Origin of the sequence: Aporhodopirellula aestuarii, assembly GCF_023701485.1 — a bacterium.
Taxonomy (GTDB): domain Bacteria; phylum Planctomycetota; class Planctomycetia; order Pirellulales; family Pirellulaceae; genus Rhodopirellula; species Rhodopirellula aestuarii.
On record NZ_JAMQBK010000015.1, the window covers coordinates 33,235 to 57,347 of the forward strand.

A 24,113-nucleotide genomic window follows, 5' to 3' on the forward strand; every position below is an offset into this window, starting at 1 on the left:
AAATTGCGGAAATCCCCTGCGATTCGGGGCAAGGTGATGGTACTCAACATCGCTGCGCCGTGTTGCTCGGCATCCGGTTTGCTTCCCTTGATAACACAAATGAAGCACTCCCCTCATGTAAAGCGAGATTCAAGATGTCTACAGCGATCAAAGCCGCTTCCGTCAATCGTCTCAAATCCAGCGACCTACAGAAGCTTGCCCAGATTACGGCCACACCCTGTGTGTCGATCGTCATGCCGACACACCGTTCCGGCCGCGAGACGCAGCAAGGTACCATTCGCCTCAAGAATCTCATCACCAAAGCGACGCAGCAACTCGAAGCGAACGACCAAGATGCTTCGTTTCTCGACCCGTTAAAACCGCTTCTCAATGACTCAAACTTCTGGCAGCATCAATCCGACGGGCTGGCTATTTTTGCGACGCCTGACGACTGCCATCTTTTCCATCTCAATCGAGACGTTCCAGAACACGTAAGCGTCGGCAACGACCTATTCCTCACGCCGCTCGTCCCGAATCACAACGCTCGTGGTGCCTTTTTTGTGCTCTCACTGTCGTGGGACGAGGCGAAGCTGTTTCGATGCGAAGACGGCGAACTGACGTCGGTTGAAACAAAAACACTGCCAGGGAAGTACCATGACTTCGTAGTGCCACGCGATCCCGAAGTAAGTCTACAAAACACCAGCCATCGATCCGTGGGAAACACGCCCGGTACATCCACAGCCATGTTCCACGGGCATGGTGAAGGCGAAGACAAGATCGAGGCCGACCGCGACCAATATCTCTCACTCGTTGGAGAGCAGGTCGCCGGAGAGATCTACAACACTGACATGCCCCTAATCGTGGTGGCCACAACCGAAACATGTGGTCATTTCGAATCGACAACGGATATGGAGATCGCCGCGAAGGTGGAAGGTAGTCCATCTCAGTGGAGCGATCATCAGTTCCAAGAACGAGTCATGCAAACGGCCAATGAGGAACTGCCGGCCGACACGGGAGATTTCTTACAACGCTTTGGTACCGCGGTCGCCCAATCTCAGGGATCAAGCGATTACCCAGAAATCCTCGAAGCGGCACACAGCGGACGTGTTGAAACCGTGGTGGCCTTCATCGATTCTGCAAACGCCGAAGATGTCAACAAAGTCGTCCTCGAAACGCTTCGTCATGGCGGTAAAGTAACTCGATGCGAATCCGGGTTCTTACCCGATGGCACCGACATCGCCGCCATCTTTCGCTTCTGATTCCGTAGCCCATCGCTTGCGTAAATGGGCGGTGGCCACCAATGGTGCCGCCAGAACTTCCCGCCACGTTGAGACTCGTCGATTCTCACTCAGAGGCTGTGAATCTATTCGCCGGAGGCGAAGCAATGTGGTCGTTTGCTCGGGACGTTGATTGTTTTAGTGCCTTTTTTAGCGGAACGGCGCAATCCGTCTGGTCCCGAGTCACCGGAGGGCTCGCGGGCTGTTGTTTTAGGCGTTTCGCAAAAATGAGTGAGCCGACAGCGCTAGCTGCGGGCCTCCAATGGGCACGTTCTAGCCGTTAGGCCCGCGGCTAGCGCCGTCGGCTCACAAAAACAACAGCCCGCTCGCGCCGTTCCGCTACTTTTGAAATTCTTCAGTAATACAATCGACGTCCCCCGCAAACGAAGCTTACAGGGACGCTCGTTCGCGGAGCGAACGGCCACACTAATAGCCTCACAACCTATCAGAGAGTGTTGCGACACCATGCGTCTGCACGCACTCGTCCTCGGACTCACAAGCGACAACGAATAGATCGCTGCATACGGTGTCCCTGTGAGGCAGCTCCCGTGTTCGGCACACCAATTGCGAAGATTACTGAACAACCCACAACGGTTTGCGTGTTCTTCGCGTTCAACCAACTCGCCACCTACGAAATCGAAACTCAACAAGAGCCGACTCATGAAGACAAAAATGCTGGCCGCGACGCTGTGCCTTCTCGCATGCGGATGTGAAAACGAACCGACCACCTTGCGTGACCAAGCCGAACAGGCACAAGAAAACCTCGAATCCGTCCGCGAGGAAGCCGCCGAACTGATCGCGGAATCGGAAGCAGATGCGGTTGAAAAGGTGGCAGATGCTCGGGAAGAGGCGCGCGAACAAATTCAGGACGCCAAACAAGAGGCGAGTGAATCCATCGCTGAAGCGGAAAGAAATCTCGAACGCACAATGCAAGCATTAAAAACGACCACCGTCGTCGACGAGCCAGTGCAGGAGGAGCCAGCAGAGGAGGAGCCGATAACCTCATCCAATCCCCAGTGATTCCGTCTCGCGTGAATCATTCACGCCCTTTCTTACTTCATGTCGAGGCATGCTGTCTTGAACCGGGAAAAATCAAAAAAGAAAGTCTTGACCGATTAGTCCAGACTCATACAGTGCCCCGTCAATGCAACCCATCAGCGAGCCTTTCGCAGGGTCGTTCAAGAAGACTTTGCGAGAATTTTTGAACACCGGCTGAACGAAGTCCCCTATTGGTACACACCGCGTTTAGACCGATCGTTCCAAACAATCAAAAGAACGATGACAGACTTCACGATCCACACGACTGACATCGCTTCCGCCGAAAGTAAACAGCGGCCTCAACCATTCGCTTACCGATCTTACTAACTCCCTTCCTAGGACAGAAACATGACATTTGACATTAAAAACAAGACCGTCTTGATCACAGGTGCGAACCGGGGAATCGGTAAAGCGATCCTAGAAGAGGCGATCACCCGCGGTGCGTCAAAGGTTTACGCCGCGGTGCGAGACATCGATTCCGCCGCGCCACTCGTCGAGAAGCATGGCGACCGTGTCGTACCGATTCGCATCGACGTCGACGACGCTGCCTCGATCAAGTCCGCCGCCGAAGAAGCATCGGACGTTGACGTTGTCGTCAACAACGCAGGTGTGATGAAATTTGCCAACGCGATCTCAGACGATGCGATCGAGGCGTTACAATTCGAAATGAACGTGAACGTGTACGGTCTCATGCGAATGGCACAAGCATTCGCTCCGACGCTCAAGAGCAACCGCGGAGGTGCTTTCGTGCAACTCAACAGCGTCGCCTCGGTCAAAACCTTTAGCGACTTCGCCACCTACTGCGCATCCAAGGCTGCCAGCTACGCGATCACGCAAGGGCTGAGAGATTCACTTCGTGACCAAGGCACTCACGTGCTCAGCGTTCACCCTGGCCCGATCCAAACCGATATGGGTGACGCGGCGGGTTTCGGAGACAGCGCGGGATCGCCCGTCGATGTTGCCAAAGCAATCTTCGATGGAATCGCCAACGGCAACTTCCACGCTTGGCCTGACGAAGTGGCCCAACAAATCGGCAGTGCCTATCAAAGTTTTGCCGAAAACGTTGTCGAAGCCGACATGCAAGAGAGCCTCGCGTAGGCGACGCGTTTCTTGAATGAACTTTCTACACGTCACTCGCCCCCAACCCAACGCGTCTTTATGAAGAGCTTCTCGATCCGACGAGCACTGTCTTTGGTGGCACTGCTTATAATGTCTGCCGTGCCCGTCAACGCAGAAGAACCCAAACCCGCGAAACAGTCTGAGATCAATTCCGTGACCCCCAAACCACGCCCCACTGTCATCCTGTTTGATGTTAACGAGACTCTTCTTAATCTCGCTCCACTGAAAACATCGGTCGGCAAGTCACTCGGGGGACGGGAAGACCTGTTGCCGTTGTGGTTCTCAACCATGCTTCATTATTCACTCGTCGAAACGCTGAGTGACAACTACCACGATTTCGGCGAAATCGGAACAGCTTCGCTGATGATGGTTGCTAAGAATCAAGGCATTGACATTCAATACGAAGACGCGAAAGAGGCGATCGTCACCCCACTGCGTTCACTGCCACCTCACGGAGACGTGATCGCAAGCCTCAAATCGCTTTCTCAAAACGGATATCGAATAATCAGCCTGACGAATTCTTCCGCTATCGGCGTTGAAACTCAGTTTAAGAACGCGGGTTTGACGGATTTGTTTGAAAAGCGGTACTCGGTTGAGACCGTGAAGAAATTCAAACCACATCCGGCCCCGTATCGCATGGTTCTAGACGATCTCGGTGTCGAACCGAACGAGGTTTTGATGGTCGCCGCACACGCTTGGGATTTAGCGGGCGCCAAAAACGTTGGACTCCAAACCGCGTTCATTGCCCGCCCCGGCACTTCCCTCTATCCGAACGTCGAACGCCCCGACTATGTCGTGAGCGACCTGCAAGAACTCGTCCGCGTGTTGAAGTAACGCTTGCATTCCACGGTACGGGACGTCGATTGTTTTAGTGCTTTTTTTAGCGGAACGGCGCAAGACGTCCGGTCCCCAGTTACCGGACGGCTCGCGCTGTTCCGCTACTTTTGAAATCCTGCAGTAATTAAATCGATGCCCCCTACCGTGGCAGGTTCAGAATCAGCCGTCTCGGTTTCGACGATAGCCCGGACATCAAATCGCTGAATACTGGCTTAAAAACAATTCGACGCTAGAAGAAACAATCTGCTCTCGTTTCTTTCGCGTCGGTGGAGCCTCACCGTGAAGGATCATGGGCCAGAAGGCGAACGTGCGCAAGAGCCCCAAGAACTGCATCGCCGCGAACTCGATATCCATTTCGGAAAGACATCCCGACGCCTGCGCCTGTTCGAGAAACGACTCGATACGGATAGCAAATCGTCGATGATCCACCTGCTTGCCCACTTCAGGTTCGGCCAACACGCGAGACATGCATGCTCGCGCGAGAGCTTGAACATCGTCCGATGTGATGAAGTCGACTTCCGCTTCCGCCAACTCGCGTAGCTGCTCAGCGAGGTCTCGGGTGGGATCAAATTTGGTCGTCGGAAGCCGCTGAGATCGCAAGGTGAGTTCGTCGATAATCGCGTCGAACAAGGACTCTTTGCTGTCGAAATGGTTGTAGAGCGTTCGCTTGCTCACCGATGCGGCATCGGCAATCCCGTTCATGCTGGCAGCATAAAACCCTCGGGTCTGAAACTCCTGTACCGCCGCCTGGACGATTGCGCATCGCTTGCGATCGGTTAGCCGCCCGCTGCTATCCGCCTCAAAAACTACACTTGACAGTTTACTTTTCTTAGCCATAGTTTCAAGGTACACCGCACTGTTTACTTTTCGCAAGCATAGAAATCTCTGTCGTCAATGAATATTGAAACTTTTCGCGATCTCGGGGGCAATCGTGGCTCGATCGGATCGGCAGTGATCCTCCTTCTCGCGTTGGGCGGATGCTCAAATGAACCTGACTTGGTCGAAACCAGAACGGTGCCCCCCAAGCCGGTTTCGGTTTTCACGTTGACGCGGAGTGCGCCGACGACGCAACAGGAAATCACCGGTTCAGTCGTCCCTTGGAAAACGGAGCAAATCGGATTCGAACTGGCCGGACGCGTTGCCGAAGTTGTTGAACCGAACGAGATGGTCACGCCACAAATCGGTTCGCTTCGGACATCGCAATACCCACATTCAACGCGTTTAGCACGACTCAATGACGAGGAATTGCAAATCGCCGTTGAAGCAGCGCAAGCCGACGTTGCGGTGGCGACCCTGAACCGAGACGCCAACAAGGTCACGATCGAACAACGGTTGCCCGCATTGATCAACTCCGCAAAAGCCGAGGCAACCCTCGCTGACATGGAACTCACGCGGGTCACGAAATTGGTTCAACAAAATGCGATCTCGCGATCCGAAGCCGACACCGCGAGGACTCGCGTTTCTACAACTCGAGCGAGCCTCGCGACAGCGGAAGCCGATCTGGCTCAGGCCCAAGCTCAGCAACTCGCACTTGAAGCTCAAGTCGCCCAATCTGAGCACCGTTTGTCTGAAGCGAAACGGAACTTGCGGAACGCGATTTTGCACAGCCCATTCCCGGGTCAAGTTTCGGAGGTGCATGTGGTCCCAGGAACCTATGTCAAGGAAGGAGACCCAATCGTCACAGTGCAAATGATGGATCCGATGTCGATCGAATTCGAGGTGACCTCCCGAGACTCGCGTCGTTATCGACGAGGCGACATGCTGTCCGTTCGGGTCACCGACGGCAATGGTGAGCTCCGTTCACTCAGTGGTATGGTGAACCATGTGGATTCGGTAGCCGACCCCGCGGCACGAACGTTTACCGTTTCACTGCATGTACGTAACGAGTTCGACGACGTCCGGGTCCCCGCGTCCGAATCAAACGAACCAATCGCTTGGACCGAGCAAATCGCGCCGCTCAACATCGGTCCCATCATCACGAATGATCAACGTCTTCTCGTCGAGATTGACTCTGTCCACAACATCGGTGGCGAAAACTTTGTTTGGAAGGTGACCAATCGGCAGTGGGGCACACCTTCGCTCACGAGCAATCGGGTACTCACCGTTGAGAAAGTCCCCGTACGAATCACCAGCGACATCATTCCGTTTCTCGGTAAATGGAAATTCGTCGCAATTGAATTCGCAGATCCCAATTCCCAAATCGACATGGATCGCGATCTAATCACAGGCAAACTCTTCTTCAAACCTACCGCCTCCCCGGACACCAAATCCTCACCCGAGCATCCTGAGTCGTCGCCCACGTTGGAGACATGGAAAGGCAATCGCGTGATGGTCGATGAACAGCGTTGGCTGTTAAGGTCGGGCGACGTGGCGCAGGTATCGCTCATGCCGAGCGAACCGCACGACGGATACTACGTGCCCATGAAAGCAGTACGAGAAGAGCGTGACGAACGATTCATTCACGTCGTTGAAATGATCGAAGGGCAACCGACCGCCAAGCGGATCAATGTCGAGATTGCCGAAGACAATTCGGTCGTCGACGAGTCCGTCCTCCTGCGTCTAAAAGCGTCTCCGCAAAACCGATTGCACGAAGGAATGCAGGTCGTCATGGAAGGCACTCACTACTTGAATGATGGCGACCTCGTCCTGATCACGCCCAGCACAGGAGGCCTCCGGTGAGCAGCCTTCCTGAACTGGCGGTAAAACGACCGACCATCACAATCACAATGGTGTTGTTATTTGTGGCGTGGGGAAGCGTCAGCTTTTTCACGATGCCGCGACGCGAGGACCCCGAGTTCACCCTCAAAGTTGCGGTCGTGACAACACGATGGGAGGGTGCCTCGGCCGAACAGATTGAAAAACTAATCACCGATCCACTCGAAGACACCATCGACGGCCTCGAAGAGGTTCGGTTGATCCGATCGACGTCCAGCAGCGAGATGTCCGTCATCTTCGTTGAATTAGAGGATTGGGTTCCCGGCGCTCGCGTTGACGACGCGTGGGATCGAGTGCGTGCCAGGATTCGTAACGTCGCGATGCCGGATCCCTCGATCTCGCCCTTCCTCTATGACGAATTCGCCGACACCAGTGTTTTGCTATACGCCGTGCATCAACAACCCGTTGACGGTCAGACGCACATTGACCCGAAATTCACGTACTCCCATCGCCAATTGGATCTCTTTTCGGAACGGATACGAGACAGTTTGCGTTTGCTCCCCGGCGTGTCCCAAGTTGCACGATTTGGCGTGCAAGACGAAGCGATCTACATCGAAACCGATGAAGGAACGTGGTCGAGAATCGAACTAACGACGAATCAGATCACCAATCTCGCTCAAACGCAGAATATTGTTGCACCGGGGGGGCGTATCGACGCAGAAGACGGCCGATTTTTCGTCAAACCGAGCGGTGACGTTAACGCGGTCGAAGAACTCGACTCTCTCGTCGTCGGTGTGGTTCCCGCGGCGGCAGGCGTGAATCAGGTACAACTCAAAGATTTAGGCCTATCGGTTCGTCGAGGCTATACCGATCCGCCTCAACGAATTTGTCGATACGGAACACCTGACCTGGAAACTTCAACGATCGTCTTAGCCGTTTCGATGAAGTCAGGCGCCAATATCATCGACATTTGCAGCAACGCCAAAACCAGTGTCGCTCAACTGCAATCTACGGGCGTCCTGCCGCCCGATTTGGCGGTGTCAATCATTTCCGATCAATCCGACAGCGTTAAGAAGCGTATTCGCGAAGTTGGCGTCAACATCATCGAAGCGATCCTCGTGGTTGTCGTCTTGGTCTACCTCGTTGTCGGATTTCGAACCGCCGCGGTGATGGCCGCCAACATCCCGTTTGTTGTGATCTCGTCGCTAGCGATCATCACGCTGTTTGGCGTTCAACTCGAGCAAATGTCGTTGGCGTCCATGATTATTTCGCTGGGGCTGTTGGTCGACAATGCCGTTCAGGTCTGCGACCAAACCCGCACCAACCAAATCGCCGGCATGGCCCCACGGGAAGCCGCCGTCAAAGGCGCGGAAATGTTGGGCGTGTCCATGCTCAGCGGTACCGGCACAACCATCGCAGCGTTTATTCCGATGTTGATCGCGATGGACGGCGCCAACCGTGAGTTCATCTACAGCCTGCCAATCACCCTATCAGTGATGCTCGCGGTCAGTTGGCTGTTGGCAATGACGTTTTGTGTCATCCTCGCCTCGTGGATCATCCGCCCACCCAAAGACCTGAATCATCCAACTGCGCCGCTTCCATGGCTGATGAAGAAACTCGGTTCCATCACTTGGTTGCCGAAACGAAAGCGGCAGGCATCCTCCGACCCATCACCGAACGAGTCGGTGTCAAGCAATGCCACGCAAGGAGTCTTCTACCGCCTGTACGGGACGACGCTGCGTTGGGCGCTGCGTCACCGAGTCGCAACGATCGTGGGCGCCGTTGCCATCTTTTTGCTCTCTACGCAGTTGCCGGTCTCGAGTGAGTTCTTTCCGTTGACCGAGCGTGATCAGTTTGCCGTGGAAGTGTGGTTACCCGAATCCGCATCGATCGAACAAACCAACGAGGTCGCACGACAAGTCGAGGACATGATTCGCACCCTGAGTCCGTATGTCGATGAACAAGGTCGCTCACGAGAACGACTACTTAACATGCGAACGATCGTTGGCGGAGGCGGGGCACGCTGGTATCTCGCCTGGGAACCCGAATCGGCAAAACCGAACTACGCGGAGATATTGATCCACACAACGGATGGGAAGGTGACTCATGAATTTTCCGAACGCCTTCGTGTGGTCGCACGCGAAGGTGATTCAGCGCTGGGGTTGAGCCCGATTGCAGGCGCCCGCGTTGTTCCGATCGAGTTGTCTTTAGGACCGCCTGCCGATCCGGTTGTTCTGCGCATCGTTGGTAACGGACTTGCCGACATGAATGAACTCCGTTCCGCCGCTAACCGCGTCAAAGAACTCGTTGCCGCCGCACCCGACACATGGGACGTCAACGACTCGTGGGGTGTTCCCTGCCGACAACTTTATGTGGACGTCGACGCCAATCGGGCGAGCCTCTCAGGCATTCGCAATTCAGAAATCGCCTCGACGCTCGACGCCTATTTTTCCGGAAAACTGTTAACCACCTATCGTGAGAACGACCGACAAATCCCCGTCTACTTTCGGCTTACTCCCGATAGTCGGAAGTCGCTCGGCACGATCAATGATGCCCACATCGAGAGTCAAATCGGCAAAACGTCACTCGCCGCAGTCGCCAGCGTCAGCCCGCAGTGGCGTCCGGCATTCATCGATCGACGCGATGGCAACCGAACGATCGAGGTGCGATCACGGATCAACGTGGGAGCATCAGGAAATGACATCACCAATCAAGTTTTCAACTCTGAATCAATGAAGGAACTCCAAGCTCAATTGCCACCCGGATTTCGTGTTGAAATTGGCGGTGCACTCGAGGAATCGATGAAGGCACAGTGGAAAATGTTCAAATCATTTGGATTGTCGTTTGTCGCGATCTTCATCCTGCTGATCCTGCAGTTCAACAGTATTGCCCGGACGTCAATCATCATTGTGACATTACCGTTAGCATTGGTTGGTGCACTGACCGGATTATGGATGACCGGAAATGCATTCGGATTCATGCCACAACTCGGCGTGCTGGCACTGTTTGGAATCGTGCTTAACTCCGCAATTCTCTTTGTCGAATTTGCGGACATCGTTACCAGTCAGAAAAGCGTTAGCCTGGGTCGCAAATTGACGCGTCAGGAATTTCAATCAGCGATCGTTGAGGCAGGACAACAACGGTTGATGCCAATCTTCTTAACCACCGCCACGACCGTTGGCGGACTGATCCCGCTCGCACTCGGCGGCGGGCCACTTTGGCAAGGATTGGCGTGGCTGTTAATCTTCGGTCTGACGTTCGCAACAACGTTGACGTTGTTGTTAATCCCGGCGCTCTATTCGTTCCTGTCGCCGAAATAAAAGGGGCACCTGAGAAAGACAACCGCGAAAGCATCCGTTTTTGCCCGGTGGACTGATCGATTCGTCGTCACAACGGACGACTAGCACAATTCTTAAAAAGATGCCGCCAGACTTCGGGGGCTGTATTTTGGCAAATCTGGCTCATGTAAACGGGCATGTCATCCGTTGAGATGCACTAGTTTGGAACACGGCAGACCTGTCGGTTGCTCGATGCCGCCAATTCGACGATATCGGCGGCTTGGGTAACGCCTCCGCAACGCTCAATTGCCACATGCATCTTGCGTGCGTTTTCTCGGTAAGACGGATCGTGCAGAATTTGAGAAATCGCCTTTCTAAGCGTGGCAACCGAAACTGACTTTGCAGGAATCGACTCGCCGCAACCTGACCATTTTACTCGCGATCCGATCCCAGGCTGATCATTGGCTAGCGGGATAACCACCATGGGAATCGCGTTGGTGAGACATTCGAGTGTCGTGTTCATTCCACCGTGAGTGATCGTCAACGCGGCTCGTTTTAGCAGTTCAAGCTGCGGCGCGTATCGAACCGCGATCGGTGATCCCGGGAACGTCGGGATGGCTTCATTCTCCATGGATCGTCCTAGCGAAATCACGAGCTGTACATCGAATGTCGCACAAGCTTCTGCAATTTCGTGAAATAGATGCTTCGCGTTTCCATGGATCGTTCCCAAACTGGCATAGACCAGCGGTTGATCCGTCAGACGATCGAACGGAAAATCCGTTTGTGGTCGACCGACATTGTTGTGAAACGGCCCCGTGAAGTGAAAATAATCGGGCAGGTCAGTACGAGGAAATTCCAGCTCGGCTGGCTGCTGGCTAATCTGTGCAAGCTTTGAAAACCGATCGTTTGCAGCGACGTGCGCAGGCAGATTCCACTGTCTTCGTTGGCCATCAATCGTCCGCATCACCGGCTTCAATAGTCGACGCGTGACTCGATATCCGATTCGATTCCGCAACCGCCCCAAGAAGGACGGGTTGTCGTGCCAGGGAGTAAATGGCGACGGAACGAGATCATCCCGATTTAAGATTGCGGCACTACAAAGATTCACAAACGGGATTCCGAGATAATCTGCAACCGAACCGGCCTCGGGAGTCGCCTGGTCAACGATCAACGCGTCAACGCCAGATCGACGTAGAACCTCGGGAGCATCACGCAAAAAGACGCTTGCGTTTTCGTTGAACAACTGGACCGTGTAGGCCAAGGCAGCACGCCCCTGAAGCCGGCCGAGCTGCTTCAACGCGTTCTCCACGCTCCCACGCGGAAACTCGGCCTCCCCAATTGCGACGAACCCGATCCCGGCGTTCGCTACCGCCTCCTCCGCATCCAGTTTTCCAAATAACGTGACGCGATGACCGCGGTTTCGGAGTTCTTTCCCGAGAGGAAGGATCGTATTGAGATGGCCCGTGGTCGCGGGGCAAACCAATCCAAAATGTTTCATCTGCAAACTCCCTGACAACGTTTTGACACCGCGTTGCACGCCACATCACGGGCCACAGAGACCGGATCAACGAGCAAATCGAGGAGGCTTTGGCTTTGTAATGTTTTAGGATGCGGTCGCGCCGAGGTTGATTTCGCGGGTGATCGAAATGGACTTCAGGAATGCCGCGTCGTGGCTGATGACGACTAACGCACCGTCGTAGGCTTTTAAACCGGCTTCGATGGTGTCGATCGATTCGAGGTCGAGATGATTCGTGGGTTCATCGAGAATGAGCAAGCGCGGCGGGGCGGGTCCGCCCAAAACGCAAGCGAGCCCTGCTCGAAGCAGTTCGCCGCCACTGAGAGTGGAAACGTCCTGCAACGCCGCATCCGATCGGAATTTGAATCGGGCCAGTGCAGCGCGACACTCATTCTCAGTCGAGGTCGGATTGATCCGCAGATAATTCTCGCGTACGGTTCCGTCCGGCCCCAGAAAACGAACGGTTTGATCGAGGATTGCAAACTCGGTTCGTCGATCGATCGAACCACTCCATGGCTGGAGATTGCCAGCGATGAGGTCGATCAATGTTGTTTTTCCGGACCCATTGGGTCCTGAAATCACGATTCGTTCTGGTCCCGTGACCGTCATAGTAAAGTTGCAAATAAGCGGACGCTCAGGGTCGAAACCAAACGTGACATCGTCAATCTGCAAGATCGTTTTCGACGGGTGCAGATTCGTGGATGACAATTCGACTCGAAATGGATCGATGACCTCAATCTTCTTGCGAGCATCATTGAGCAGCTGACTCGCCTGTTCTCGAAAACGAGCGGCTTCGCGTCCTTTGTCTGCGGTCGTGAGTTCACTCCGCTCCTTCCGTGCACCGATCAAGATCCGCGGCATCCCACCTTTCGCAGCCGATTTTTTCCCGGCGCGATTGCGCCGAGATTGCCGTTCAACTTTCTCTTGCCCCACTTTGGCTAGCTGCGCCGACCTCTTTTCCGCCTCTGCGAGATCTCGCTGCGCCGCCGAGAGTTCTTGTGACTTGAGCGTTTGGTATTCGTCCCAATTGCCGCCATAGGATTTGGCCCCCAGCGAAGTGAGCTCGACAATGGAATCCATCAATTCGAGAACTTCGCGGTCATGGCTGATGACGAGTGCACCCGATTTCCAGCTCTCCAGGAATTCAAGAACCGTTTCTCGCCCGTCACGATCCAAATGATTGGTAGGTTCATCGAGGAGCAAGAAGTCAACTTCGGAAAACAACAGTGACGCGATCCCAACCCGCGTACGTTGCCCGCCCGACATCAATGCAATCCGGCGGTCGGCTGGAAAATCGAGCCCAAGACGCCCGAGCGCCGTCGCGATTCGCGTCTCCAGCGTCCAGTCGGCGTTCGAAAAGTCAGACTCCGTTCCAATGCCCTCCGCAATGCGTTTCAAGATCGCAAGCTCTGCCGAGACGCTGAATACATCCGCGATCGTCCGTTGCTCATCCACGTGAACAAGCTGGTCCAATACCGCGGTTGTACCGACAACCGAAATACTTCCTGAGTTTGGTTGCAGCTCACCCCGGATCAGTTTGAATAGCGTGGTTTTCCCAACGCCATTGCGACCGACAATTCCAGTCCGAAGGGCACCGAAACTGACGTGGAGATCGGTGAAAAGTGGAGCTCGGTTAGGCAGGCGAAAGGTGACGCCGGTGACAGAGATTGATTTGGCCATGAGTGAAATTCGTCCAGCTTCGGAGACACGTCTGACGTGAATAGATACCGTTTGAGCTAGTCGAATTCTTCATTTCATTTCTCTACATTGCTATCAACGCGAGGCCCCCTGGATTCAGGGCAACTCAGCTTTTGAAACTGGGGCGTCGGGCTCGTTTTGGGTTGCTCCACAGTCCATCGTGTTTCGCACATTGGATTGACGGAGCTGTGTGTTTCGATGTTGGATCGACGGAGCGATCCACGACGATTGGGTTGTATCGGTAGGGTGATCTACGACATTTTTTGCTTCCATTGGAGCAGTTCGCGACTACACGACACGAATCGGTCACGTCAGGTTCAGGAGAAATCAAAATTTCTCCATTTCCTATCGAACGGCAGGCAAATCACCGTACTGCCGCGAAACGCTTTTTCGGCGAATGGTGCACAGGCACTTGATCTGAATCCGCCAATCTTTTTCAGTGCGGATGGCTGTGGTAGTGCTGACGCAGAAGGTCTTTGCCATAGTCGTTTCCGTTGGGAGTTCGGATGACGGTATGGATATGGTCACGCGTCGGCTCGGATGTGTGAAAGGGAGCGACACGACGTTGGTGGTCGAACTCGATCAGGATCACGGGGCTGTGGACGCGATAGTAGTACACGCTCTGGTCAGTCGTGCCGCCGATCCACGCGAAGTGCGTGTCGTCGAGATGCTTCTCGACTTCGGACATCCGCACCTTAGCGTGCCCTTCGCGAATGTTGCCGACATACTCTTCGATGAGTCGCAGCAACGCCTGTTTCTGCGCGTCGTTGAGTTTCGATCCGGCAATCCCGGCGTAATCCAGAACCACGTTGTCCTTGTAGGCTTCGGTCAAATTATTGTTGCCGTTCTTGCGATTCATGATGATCGCCTCGGAACGTTGTTCGTCATCTAACATCGTGATCAGATCCAGGCCCTTGTCCTGTTCGTCCTGCATCACGATGGTGCCTTTAAATTTTCCTCCCTTCGCTTCGACCGGTTCGGATCCCATGAAGACGGGGCTCATCACGACTTGATCGCCCATGACAAAGTAGTTGATGACGACATGGTGCCCATCAAGTTGCCATCCCCAAGGCTCCGTCTCCGAAGGCTGTCCCATGATCGTGATCCAGTAGAGCCACTCGCCATATTCATCAAAATTATTCGCCAACTCGGCGAGCGTTCCGTTGAGCTTCATGATGTCTTGGGTTTTCTTGAGTCCCTTGGCGCTGAGGCTTTGCCCGAGCATTTCAAAAGCGAGCGCTCGTTGAGTCTCGGTCATTTCATCGAACCCCACGCCCTGGCGTTTGCTGCGATGGCGGTTATCCCATTGCCGCCATTCCGTATCGTCGACCGGAAAAACCGTTCGCTCACGTTGCTCGTCGGTTAGTCCAGCCAAAAATGCATCGGCGGCGATGCGTACCGGTTCGGTCGTGACGCCAGTGGACTCGATGCGAAACAAATCTTCTTGCACACCTTGCGACGTCACGATACCGACGAAGGGCTCGTCGATCACAGGCGCCCCCCGACGACCGCCCGGTCCTTGCGAATAGGCAACCAGGATCACGGTGCAACAAAACAGCAACCCTGAGGCTCCCGCAATCCAACGGGCGATACGTGAAAAAGTGTTCATGATGTTTTGGAGTATTCGTCACAAGAAGGTGAGGGTGATCGTTTACCAAGTGCTCTTTATAACTCACCTGCACCGTTATTGCTTGGCAACATTTCCGCCGGAATGATGCTTTCTCTGGTCGAGCACGTCAGATGAACAAGCAGGCTGGATCAATGAGCAACGCGGCGAAGCCCCGGCAATGCACGGGGGTAGCAGGCTGACAATGCAAATTCACAAGGTGTGCTATCCGCAACCGACGGATTGTCTTGCCCCACATTTCTGAGCCGTTTAGTTGGCACTTGCATATTCATGCAGCGCCGGACTCGGCGCGTGTTTCACTTATACACAAAGCAAAGAACTCTCGCTGGCTAGGAAACCAAACGCAACGCTTGCTTAGCAACCTGATGCAACGCGGGCTTGTCGAATCCGCCACGTCCCATCACTCGAATTCCAACGACCAAGGCAAATAAGGCTCGGGCGGTCGCGCGGACGGGGACAGTGACGGGGATTTGTTCTCGCTGTTGGCCCAGCTTGATTTGTCGCGCGAAAAACTGAGTGAACTCCTTCAAAGCGGTTGAGACGAGTGCCTGCGCTTCATCGTCGTGCTCACTGAGAGTTAATGAGGTGTTGATCAAAAAGCACCCTTTCTTCTGTGGGTCTTCCATCGACTGCTGCACAATCGCATCAAATAACACTGATATCGCTTTGAGCGGATCATCAATTGCCTCAAGCCGCTTGAGCAACACGCATCGCTGCTCGCGGTCGTACTTCTGCAGTGATCTGAGAAACAGCTCCTGTTTGCCTGAGAATGCGTTATAGAGACTACCGCGTTGGATACCCGTCGCCGCAGTCAAATCAGAGATCGAGGTAGCCATGTAGCCCTTCTGCCAGAAAACATGCATCGCTTTATCGATGACTTCTGATTCGTCGAATGATTTTTCCCAGGGCATCTCTGATCTTTGGTTTGGAGGTTAACGGCTCATGATACCGTGTTTTGACCTATCGGTCCAATCAATCCAGCGCCGCGGGATGCGGGCGAGTTTCGCAACTCGACAAGCCGTAACGACGCCAAACAACAGCCAATGAAACTGATCGTGAAACTGAGCAACCCAAAAGGGCAACGACGCTGAACATTCGCTAAGGCGTTTCGGTCAATCGAGTCACTCAACTCAAGAAAGAACAACGCTGTGTCGTGAATCCGCTCCAAATTCCACCAGACACTCTTGTTGGCAACGCTCACGGAAGTGTAAAGCATATATCCAGTGATCCCATCTCGCGGGATTTGACACTGGGGTTTGAGTACGAGTGGTGCGCACCTGAACTCCCTAAAGCCGTAGGCGATTGCCCCGGTGACCTTCGCACTCAAACCGGATCGCTCGCGGTTAGAAAATCACGCTCGCCCATCAGCTTCGCTTTTATGAAAACTCCTAGATTCCTACGGTTGCTCTCGCTCCTTTGGATCGCGATTGCGTGCGCGAACGGTTCGGCCGAAGAAGCGAGGGGTCCGCGTAGCCGTGCCGAAGCTGCCCAGTCGACACAGAAGATGACTTGGCGTCCGGTTTCGATGAATGGAAAATCCGTCGATTCCAGCGCTGAGACGACCGACGAACCAGACGACATCGATTCGGTGTCATTTGAGTACGAAGAATATTCACCCGCCTACGGTGAACCCGTCTACGGAGACCAAGGGTGCGGCGCAGAGATCGCTTGCGGTGCAGAGGTCGCGTGCGACGGTGGCTTCACCCACCCGCCAGTTTGTGGGTTTTGGGTTCGTGCCGAATATTTGCTGTGGGCGCTCGACGGCATCGACTTGCCGCCCTTGGTCACGACCAGCCCCGACGGAACACTGCCAGAAGACACGGGCGTGCTCGGCCAGACGGGCACGATTATCTCGTACGGCAACGAATCAATTCTCGATTCAATGCGATCAGGACTGCGAGTGACGCTCGGCTGGGCCGACGACAGTTGCGGTAATGGATTCGAGATGAGTGGCATGGGCATCTTCGAAGATGACGAGTCATTCCAAAGCAATGCCGACCTGCTCGCACGCCCGGTTTTCGATACCGATTCGGGCTCAGAAACATCGATGCTGATCGCTCATCCCGACTTTTTGTCGGGTAGCGTGAACGTGCGTGCCAGCAATCAACTGGCATCGTTTGATGTCAGCCGTCGTCAACTGCTGTCATCCCGAGCCTGCCAGTCGCTCAGTCTGCTATTCGGATATCGGTATGGGAATCTCGAAGAGATGCTGCGTGTCGAGCAATCGTCGGTCTATACCGCGGCACAGGGACAGATCATTTCGGGCACGACGGTGGACTTGTTCGACGACTTCCAAACAAAGAATCAATTTCACGGAGCACAGCTCGGCCTCCACTACAAACAGTGGTCCGCCCACACCACACTAGACACGTACGCCAAAGTCGGACTCGGTATCAACCACGGTGAAACAACCATTGCCGGCCAAACCGTCAACACGGTTCCAGGAGGCGGATCCGCAACGTTCGAAGGAGGATTGCTGGCGCAGACCACGAATATCGGAGTCTACGACGACACGAGCTTCATGGCACTTCCAGAAATCGGACTGAACTTGACCACACAAGTTCAGCACAACATGAAGCTAACGATCGGTTACAGCATGATGTATTGGTCCGACGCCGCTCGCCTCGACGATGCCATTAGCCGGAACGTATCACAGTTTCCTCCCGAAACGCCTACGGGGACCCGTGAGCCTGCTTATGAGTACCGAACGAGCAGCTTCCTCGCCCATGGATTGAACATCGGCGCGGCGTTTACTTTCTAGCGGGACAGCGTCACTCTTCACGTAGCTCTATCTCTGAGAGACCGAGCTACGTGATAAGCAACACTATCCAGTTAGATCATCGATCCAAGCTCGGACGCGTCCATAAGACTGCAAACTAGAGCACAGGAACTTCGACAGTCAGAACCTGTTCAAACGACAATCCATAGCGATCCTGAGCCAACACTCGGATACTGTAAAAGGATTGCGTGATGGCGTTCGCAGTGAACTTCGTTTGCAACTTGCCATCGACAATCTCGAAGGACGCGTTGTCGGTGTCACCGGTTCCAGAGACCAACGAGAACGTGTGTTCGTCAAACGTGTTCGCGTCTGTGGCCAACAACGTTCCCACGACCGTGCCAACCGGGGAACCGTCGGTGACCGAATTGTTATCGAGCTCAATCGCCGTCGGTGCGACGTTGGTTTCGGTAATAATCAGGTCAGCAGTATCCTCAAAGAACAATCCTCCGGCGTCTTCCACGCGAACGCGGATCGAGTAGAGGGCTTGGATCGTTTGGTCAACAACCTCCGCGGTTCGCAGCTCTCCGTTGGTAATCGTAAACTTATCGTTGTCAAAGTCTCCTTCGCCGGAAACAAACGAATAGGTAAACGTCTCGTTTTCGTCCGGATCGACGGCGCCAAGCTCACCGACCAAAGTGCCGACCGGCTCACCGCTGGCGATCGCGGGGAACGCCAACAATATCGAAGTCGGTGCTTCATTGACGTTGGTAACCGTTATCGTAAACGCCTGCTCAGTCGATTCTCCCGCCAAATCGGTGCTTTGTACACGAACCGAGTACGACGACTGGCTCTCGAAATCAAGCGTTGTCGCCGTCACCAGATTGCTACCATCGATTGCGAAGGACGCATTGTCATCATCGCCATCACCGCTGACGAGTGAATACGTAAACGTGTCCGAAACGTCAGCGTCTGTCGTGCTGAGTTCTCCGACAACCGCCCCCACCGTAGCGTCTTCAGAAATACTGCTGTTGTCGATCGCAATCGCGGTAGGTGCTTGGTTCGCTTGCGTGACCGAGATCGTGAGGACTTGCTCAACCGATGCTCCCGCACCATCCGTGCTTTGTACACGAATCGAATAAGACGACTGCGTGTCAAAGTCCAGCGTGGTCGCTGTGACGAGGTTACTTCCGTCGATTGCGAACGAAGCATTGTCGGTGTCGCCTTCACCACCGACCAGCGAGTACGTGAACGTATCCGTTGCATCGTCATCGGTCGTGCTCAACTCACCCACAACCGTTCCGACTGATGCGTCTTCAGAAACGCTATTGTTATCCAAGGCAATCGCGGTCGGAGCGTCGTTCACGTCCGTCACCGTGATCGACAACACTTGCTCGAACGATGCCCCCGCAGCGTCAGTCGTTCTGATACGAACCGAATACGACGACTGGGTTTCGAAGTCCAGCGTGGCCGCCGTGACAAGGTTACTGTCGTCGATTGCAAACGAATCGTTGTCCGTGTCTCCCTCGCCAGCGACGAGTGAGTACGTGAATGTGTCGGACGCATCCGCGTCCGTGGTACTCAGGCCACCAACAACACTGCCGACCGCCGAGTCCTCAGCAACACTGCTATTGTCGATCGCAATCGCCGTAGGTGCTGAATTGCCTTGTGTGATTGAAATCGCAAAGACTTGCTCGATCGATGCACCCGAGGCGTCGGTGCTTTGCACCCGAACCGTGTACGAAGATTTTGCTGCAAAATCAAACGTGGTCGCTGTCACAAGATTACCGCCGTCGATCGCAAATGATCCGTTGTCGTCGTCACCATCACCGCTGATGAGTGAATACGTGAACGTGTCCGACACGTCGGCATCGGTTGTACTAAAACCGCCCACCACAGTTCCGAACGTCGCATTCTCATCAACCGCACTATTATCCAAAGTGATCGCCGTTGGTGCGTCGTTGACGTCCGTCACCGTAATCGTCAGGACTTGCTCAAACGATGCCCCTGCCGCGTCGACGGTCTGCACACGAACCGAATACGACGACTGAGTTTCGAAATCCAGCGTCGTCGCCGTCACGAGATTGCTGCCGTCGATTGCGAACGAAGCATTATCGGTGTCGCCTTCGCCATCGATGAGGGAGTACGTAAACGTATCCGATGCATCCTCATCAGTCGTGCTCAACTCACCCACAACGGTTCCGACTGATGCGTCTTCGGAAACGTCACTGTTATCCAAAGCAATCGCCGTTGGCGCGTCGTTGACGTCCGTCACCGTGATCGACAACACTTGCTCGAACGATGCACCCGCGGAGTCAGTCGTCCTCACACGGACTGAATACGACGACTGGGTTTCGAAGTCCAGCGTCTCCGCCGTCACCAGGTTACTGCCGTCGATTGCAAACGAATCGTTGTCCGTGTCTCCTTCGCCAGCGACGAGCGAATACGTGAACGTGTCGGATGAATCCGGATCCGTGGTGGTTAAGCCGCCGACAACACTGCCGACCGCTGAATTTTCGGAAATGCTGCTATTGTCGATCGTGATCGCCGTAGGTGTTTGATTGCCTTGTGTGACTGAAATCGTAAACACTTGCTCGATCGAGGCGCCCGCAGCGTCGGTGCTTTGCACCCGAACCGTGTACGAAGATTTTGTTGCAAAATCAAACGTGGTCGCCGTCACAAGATTACCGCCGTCGATCGCAAACGCTCCGTTGTCGTCGTCACCATCACCGCTAACGAGTGAATACGTGAACGTGTCGGACGCATCAGCGTCGGTAGTACTGAATTCGCCCACCGCGGTACCAACAGCTGCATTCTCATCCACGCTGGTACTGTCTAGGGTGATGGCCGTAGGTGCATCGTTTACGTCGGTCACCGTAAAGGTGAAGACTTGCTCGATCGATGCCCCTGCAGCGTCGGTCGTCTGTACGCGAATCGAGTAGGACGACTGAGTCTCGAAATCGAGCGTGGTTGCCGTCACGAGGTTGCTACCGTCGACTGCAAACGAAGCATTGTCGGTGTCGCCTTCTCCGCTGACGAGCGCATACGTAAATGTATCTGAAGCATCATCGTCGGTCGTGCTAAATGCCCCCACAACGGAACCGATAACTGCGTCTTCGGCGACGCTGCTATTATCGATCGTAGTCTCAGTCGGCGCGTCATTCACGTCGTTGACCGTAATCGTAAACGTTTCGACAACCACCAACCCGAACGGATCGCTGCTTTGGACACGAACGGTGTAGGACGACTTGGATTCGAAATCGAGCGTCGTCGCCGTCACAAGATTGCTGCCGTCAATCGCGAACGAGTCGTTGTCGGCGTCACCTTCGCCACTGACAAACTCATAAGTGAACGTGTCGCTCGAATTGGCATCCGTCGTGCTAAGCGTGCCGACCACCGTTCCGACATCAACATTCTCGTCAACGGTCGCGTTACTGAGCGAGATGTCTGTCGGTGCGACATTGGTTTCAGAAACGGTGATGGTGAACGACTGCTGCGTCGCTAACCCTTGCGAGTCTTGGGCAAGAACACGAATCGTGTACGACGCCTGTGTTTGCTGGTTCGCCGTGAACGCCGTCACCACTTGATCGCCCGAAATCACGAACGAAGCATTGTCTGTGTCTCCAGTGCCTGTAACGAATGAATAGGTAATCGTATCGCCTACATCCGGGTCGTCCGTTCCCAACGATCCGACTACCGTGCCGCTGGGCTGGCCGCTGGCGACGTTTGTTCCCGACAGGGTAATCGTCGTCGGAGCTTCATTGATGCTCGTAACGGTAATCGTAAACGTTTCTTCGATGAACTCGCCTGTCGAATCGGTGCTGCGGACTCGAACACTGAGTGTCCCATCGGTTTCAGCATCAAGAGACGCAACCGTTTGCAACTGCGCACCCGAGATCACAAATTTCGCGTTATCGTCATCGCCGTCACCAGACACTAACGTGTATGTGAACGTATCGCCCGACGTCGGGTCCGTTGTAGTAAACGTACCGACGACATTTCCGTCAGCTCCGTTCTCAGCGATTGTGGCATCACTCAGCGACAACGCGGTCGGTCCGGCGTCACTTTGAACGATCGTAAATGTCTGTTCAAACGTTTCACCTGCCGCATCGGTTGTTCGCACCCGAACGCTGTAGCTGGTCTGCGAACTGAAGTCGATCGTGGTGTCGGCGCGCAGTTCGTCGCCAACAACCGTGAACGAATCATTGTCGGTATCACCAGTTCCAGATACGAGCGAATAGGTAAACGTATCGGACGCATCCACGTCGGTCGTCGACAGCGTTCCCACAACGGTTCCCGCAGCCGAAGCATTCGCGATCGCGTTGTTACTGAGCGTCAGCGCGGTCGGAGATTCGTTGGCGTTGAGCACTGAAATGGTGAAAGTCTGATCGACCGACAATCCGTCTTGATCGGTGCTGCGAATAACGACGGTGTAACTGCTCTTGGTTTCAAAATCGAGTGAGCCGGTTGCGACTAAAGAACTGCCTGAAATCGCGAAGGTGGTGTCGGACGTGCTGCCATCGACCGAAACGAGACTGTAGGTGAACGTATCATTCACGTTGCTATCGGTCGTGGACAATGTCCCGACAGCGGTACCAGCCGCCTCATTCTCCGTGATGGATTGGTCGCTGAGTGAAATCGCGGTCGGCGCGACGTTCGCGTCCGTTACCGATAGCGTGAAGACTCGCTCAAACGTGCGACCGGTCGAGTCCGTGGTGCGAACGCGAATTGTGTAGCTGTCCTGAACCGATGCGTCGAACACTTCCGCCGTGAGCAACGTGTTGCCCGAAATGGTAAATGCGTCGTTGTCGGTATCACCGGTACCGGCCACTAACGAATAAGTGTGCGTATCACTTGTATCGGGATCGGCCGTCGTGAAGGTTCCGACCGTCGATCCGATCGCAAGATCCTCAGCCACCGTCGAGCTCGACAGAGTCACGTTGGTCGGGGCCTGCGCGTCGGGCAGACTCGGGATATTGGGCGTCGACAGCCCGACGACTCGTCTGAGCAAGTCGCTGGCGTCGAGTGGGCTGAGTCCATCAACCCCGGTTACATCACCGAGCAACACCGGGTCGATGGCTGCGAATGGAACGTTTGCCGCCGCCACACTGGTTGAGCTATTGGCGACAAATCCCGAATCGAGACCGATACCGACGCGCGCGACCAACCGTGCGTCTTCGGCGTCATAACGTCGGTTTGCGTTGACGTCCCCGGGGAAGGCAACAACTTGAATCGCGTCATCGGTGGTGGCGGTCAGGTCACCGGCATTGACCTCAACCGAACTGATTTGCAGCGTCTGAACCGTTCCATAGGGGGCGTCTTCCGGTATCGACGCGATGATGTCAACGATGTCCGCCTGCCCCGCCTCCATCGGCGTGAGGCTGAAGAACGAAATGGTGATCACACCAGGCGTGTCCAAATTCGCTTCGACTTGGCTGCCCGTTGGTGCGTCCGCTCCGAGTTGCACGCCCGTGACATCGAGCACATTAGGATCGTACTGAATCGTCAGTGTGACCGAGGTAACTCCGTCGGCGTCGCTTAATTGAATCGGCAGTCCAGCCGGCAGCCCCACGCCGCTGCCGTTAGCGGGAACCTGAACCGCTTGGCTAGGCCCCCGAACGACGTCAGGCAACCCCACCACCAACGATGAATTATTCGAAACGGTGAAGGTCGTTACGAAGTTGCCACCAGCGGTACCGTCATTGTCTCCATCGAGGAGCTCACCATCGGCGAGGTCCGTAAACGCATCGCTCGCACTACGCAGCGTTGCGGTATAGGTGTCCGCAGCAAGCGGTCCGCCCGATGCAATGAATGTAACGGTTGTGCCGTTGACCACGAGGGATCCGCGAACGCTGCCTGTCGTGGCCCCTTGCAGGGTTACGTCCGCCGCGCCGGCGACACCACCTTCAGTATCATACAGGCTGAGGTTTTGCGTGCTGATTTGTTCACTCAGCTCCGCGGTAAACCCAGAGGAAGTGGGAGTGAACGAAGCGATTGTCGCCGCCAAAACACGACGGGACTCAAGCGATTCGAGCGTTAATCGTCGATCGTTTGAAACCGAGGAGCGGGATTGGTAGCGGGGGGAACGTTTTTTCTTGCTAGTAAATCTGGAAAGCAAACGCTGTACGGCTGGTTTCATATACCTTGGACCTTTTCCGACCAAAGTCGGAGACGAAGCAAATGTGTCATCCCTGCAAATGAGTCTTTGCCGCATGATCCTTTGCGACAACTGTATGGCCTTAGCCCGACCCCTGTGACTAAGACGGAGTATGAGCTGATTTCGTCACACGGCATTCAATATTTTTCGAGAATATTTTTTCGGCGCAACGACTTGGAATTATCGTTGAGTGTGACATCCCCGAGGGGGTTTCCT

At 54.7% G+C, this 24,113-nt stretch carries 13 protein-coding genes; 7 read left to right on the forward strand and 6 right to left on the reverse strand.

Features of this window, described 5'->3' with window-relative positions:
* Positions 1 to 134 precede the first annotated feature (134 nt).
* The 4 genes from NB063_RS04800 to NB063_RS04815 all read left to right on the forward strand — a co-directional run bounded on the left by NB063_RS04800 (position 135) and on the right by NB063_RS04815 (position 4,247).
* The gene (locus NB063_RS04800; RefSeq protein ID WP_250927610.1) at positions 135 to 1,238 is read left to right on the forward strand and encodes a baeRF3 domain-containing protein; all 1,104 of its coding nucleotides are present in this window, start codon (positions 135 to 137) and stop codon (positions 1,236 to 1,238) included.
* Between the two features lie 678 nt (positions 1,239 to 1,916).
* Positions 1,917 to 2,276, forward strand: a complete 360-nt coding sequence (locus NB063_RS04805) for a hypothetical protein (RefSeq protein WP_250927611.1) — start codon at positions 1,917 to 1,919, stop codon at positions 2,274 to 2,276.
* A gap of 366 nt (positions 2,277 to 2,642) precedes the next feature.
* Positions 2,643 to 3,392 (forward strand): SDR family oxidoreductase, encoded by a 750-nt coding sequence (locus NB063_RS04810; protein WP_250927612.1) that lies wholly within the window; start codon positions 2,643 to 2,645, stop codon positions 3,390 to 3,392.
* 111 nt (positions 3,393 to 3,503) lie between these two features.
* Positions 3,504 to 4,247 carry a haloacid dehalogenase type II gene (locus NB063_RS04815; RefSeq protein WP_250927613.1) on the forward strand — a complete coding sequence of 248 codons (744 nt, stop codon included), beginning with the start codon at positions 3,504 to 3,506 and terminating at the stop codon, positions 4,245 to 4,247.
* A 195-nt stretch (positions 4,248 to 4,442) separates the two neighbouring features.
* Here the strand turns inward: NB063_RS04815 and NB063_RS04820 are convergent, their stop codons facing one another.
* Positions 4,443 to 5,087, reverse strand: a complete 645-nt coding sequence (locus NB063_RS04820; protein WP_261367217.1) for a TetR/AcrR family transcriptional regulator — start codon at positions 5,085 to 5,087, stop codon at positions 4,443 to 4,445.
* A gap of 57 nt (positions 5,088 to 5,144) precedes the next feature.
* Between NB063_RS04820 and NB063_RS04825 the strand changes: the two genes are divergently transcribed.
* The gene (locus NB063_RS04825; RefSeq protein ID WP_250927615.1) at positions 5,145 to 6,929 is read left to right on the forward strand and encodes an efflux RND transporter periplasmic adaptor subunit; all 1,785 of its coding nucleotides are present in this window, start codon (positions 5,145 to 5,147) and stop codon (positions 6,927 to 6,929) included.
* Positions 6,930 to 6,976: 47 nt separating this feature from the next.
* Entirely contained in the window at positions 6,977 to 10,225 is a 3,249-nt protein-coding gene (locus NB063_RS04830) for an efflux RND transporter permease subunit (protein WP_407652543.1), read from the forward strand.
* Positions 10,226 to 10,400: 175 nt separating this feature from the next.
* Here the strand turns inward: NB063_RS04830 and NB063_RS04835 are convergent, their stop codons facing one another.
* The 4 genes from NB063_RS04835 to NB063_RS04850 form a co-directional block, all read right to left on the reverse strand.
* Entirely contained in the window at positions 10,401 to 11,681 is a 1,281-nt protein-coding gene (locus tag NB063_RS04835; RefSeq protein WP_250927617.1) for a glycosyltransferase, read from the reverse strand.
* Between the two features lie 105 nt (positions 11,682 to 11,786).
* Positions 11,787 to 13,379: an ABC-F family ATP-binding cassette domain-containing protein gene (locus NB063_RS04840; RefSeq protein WP_250927618.1), complete on the reverse strand. Its 1,593-nt coding sequence runs from the start codon at positions 13,377 to 13,379 to the stop codon at positions 11,787 to 11,789.
* 454 nt (positions 13,380 to 13,833) lie between these two features.
* Positions 13,834 to 15,006, reverse strand: coding sequence for a DUF3500 domain-containing protein (locus NB063_RS04845; protein ID WP_250927619.1), 1,173 nt, complete (start codon positions 15,004 to 15,006; stop codon positions 13,834 to 13,836).
* Between the two features lie 347 nt (positions 15,007 to 15,353).
* Positions 15,354 to 15,935 (reverse strand): TetR/AcrR family transcriptional regulator, encoded by a 582-nt coding sequence (locus tag NB063_RS04850; RefSeq protein ID WP_250927620.1) that lies wholly within the window; start codon positions 15,933 to 15,935, stop codon positions 15,354 to 15,356.
* Positions 15,936 to 16,402: 467 nt separating this feature from the next.
* Here NB063_RS04850 and NB063_RS04855 point away from each other — a divergent pair, with 467 nt between their 5' ends.
* Positions 16,403 to 17,785, forward strand: a complete 1,383-nt coding sequence (locus NB063_RS04855; RefSeq protein ID WP_250927621.1) for a BBP7 family outer membrane beta-barrel protein — start codon at positions 16,403 to 16,405, stop codon at positions 17,783 to 17,785.
* A 115-nt stretch (positions 17,786 to 17,900) separates the two neighbouring features.
* Here NB063_RS04855 and NB063_RS04860 read toward each other — a convergent pair whose 3' ends face one another.
* Entirely contained in the window at positions 17,901 to 23,879 is a 5,979-nt protein-coding gene (locus tag NB063_RS04860) for a cadherin domain-containing protein (RefSeq protein WP_250927622.1), read from the reverse strand.
* Positions 23,880 to 24,113: the final 234 nt, after the last annotated feature.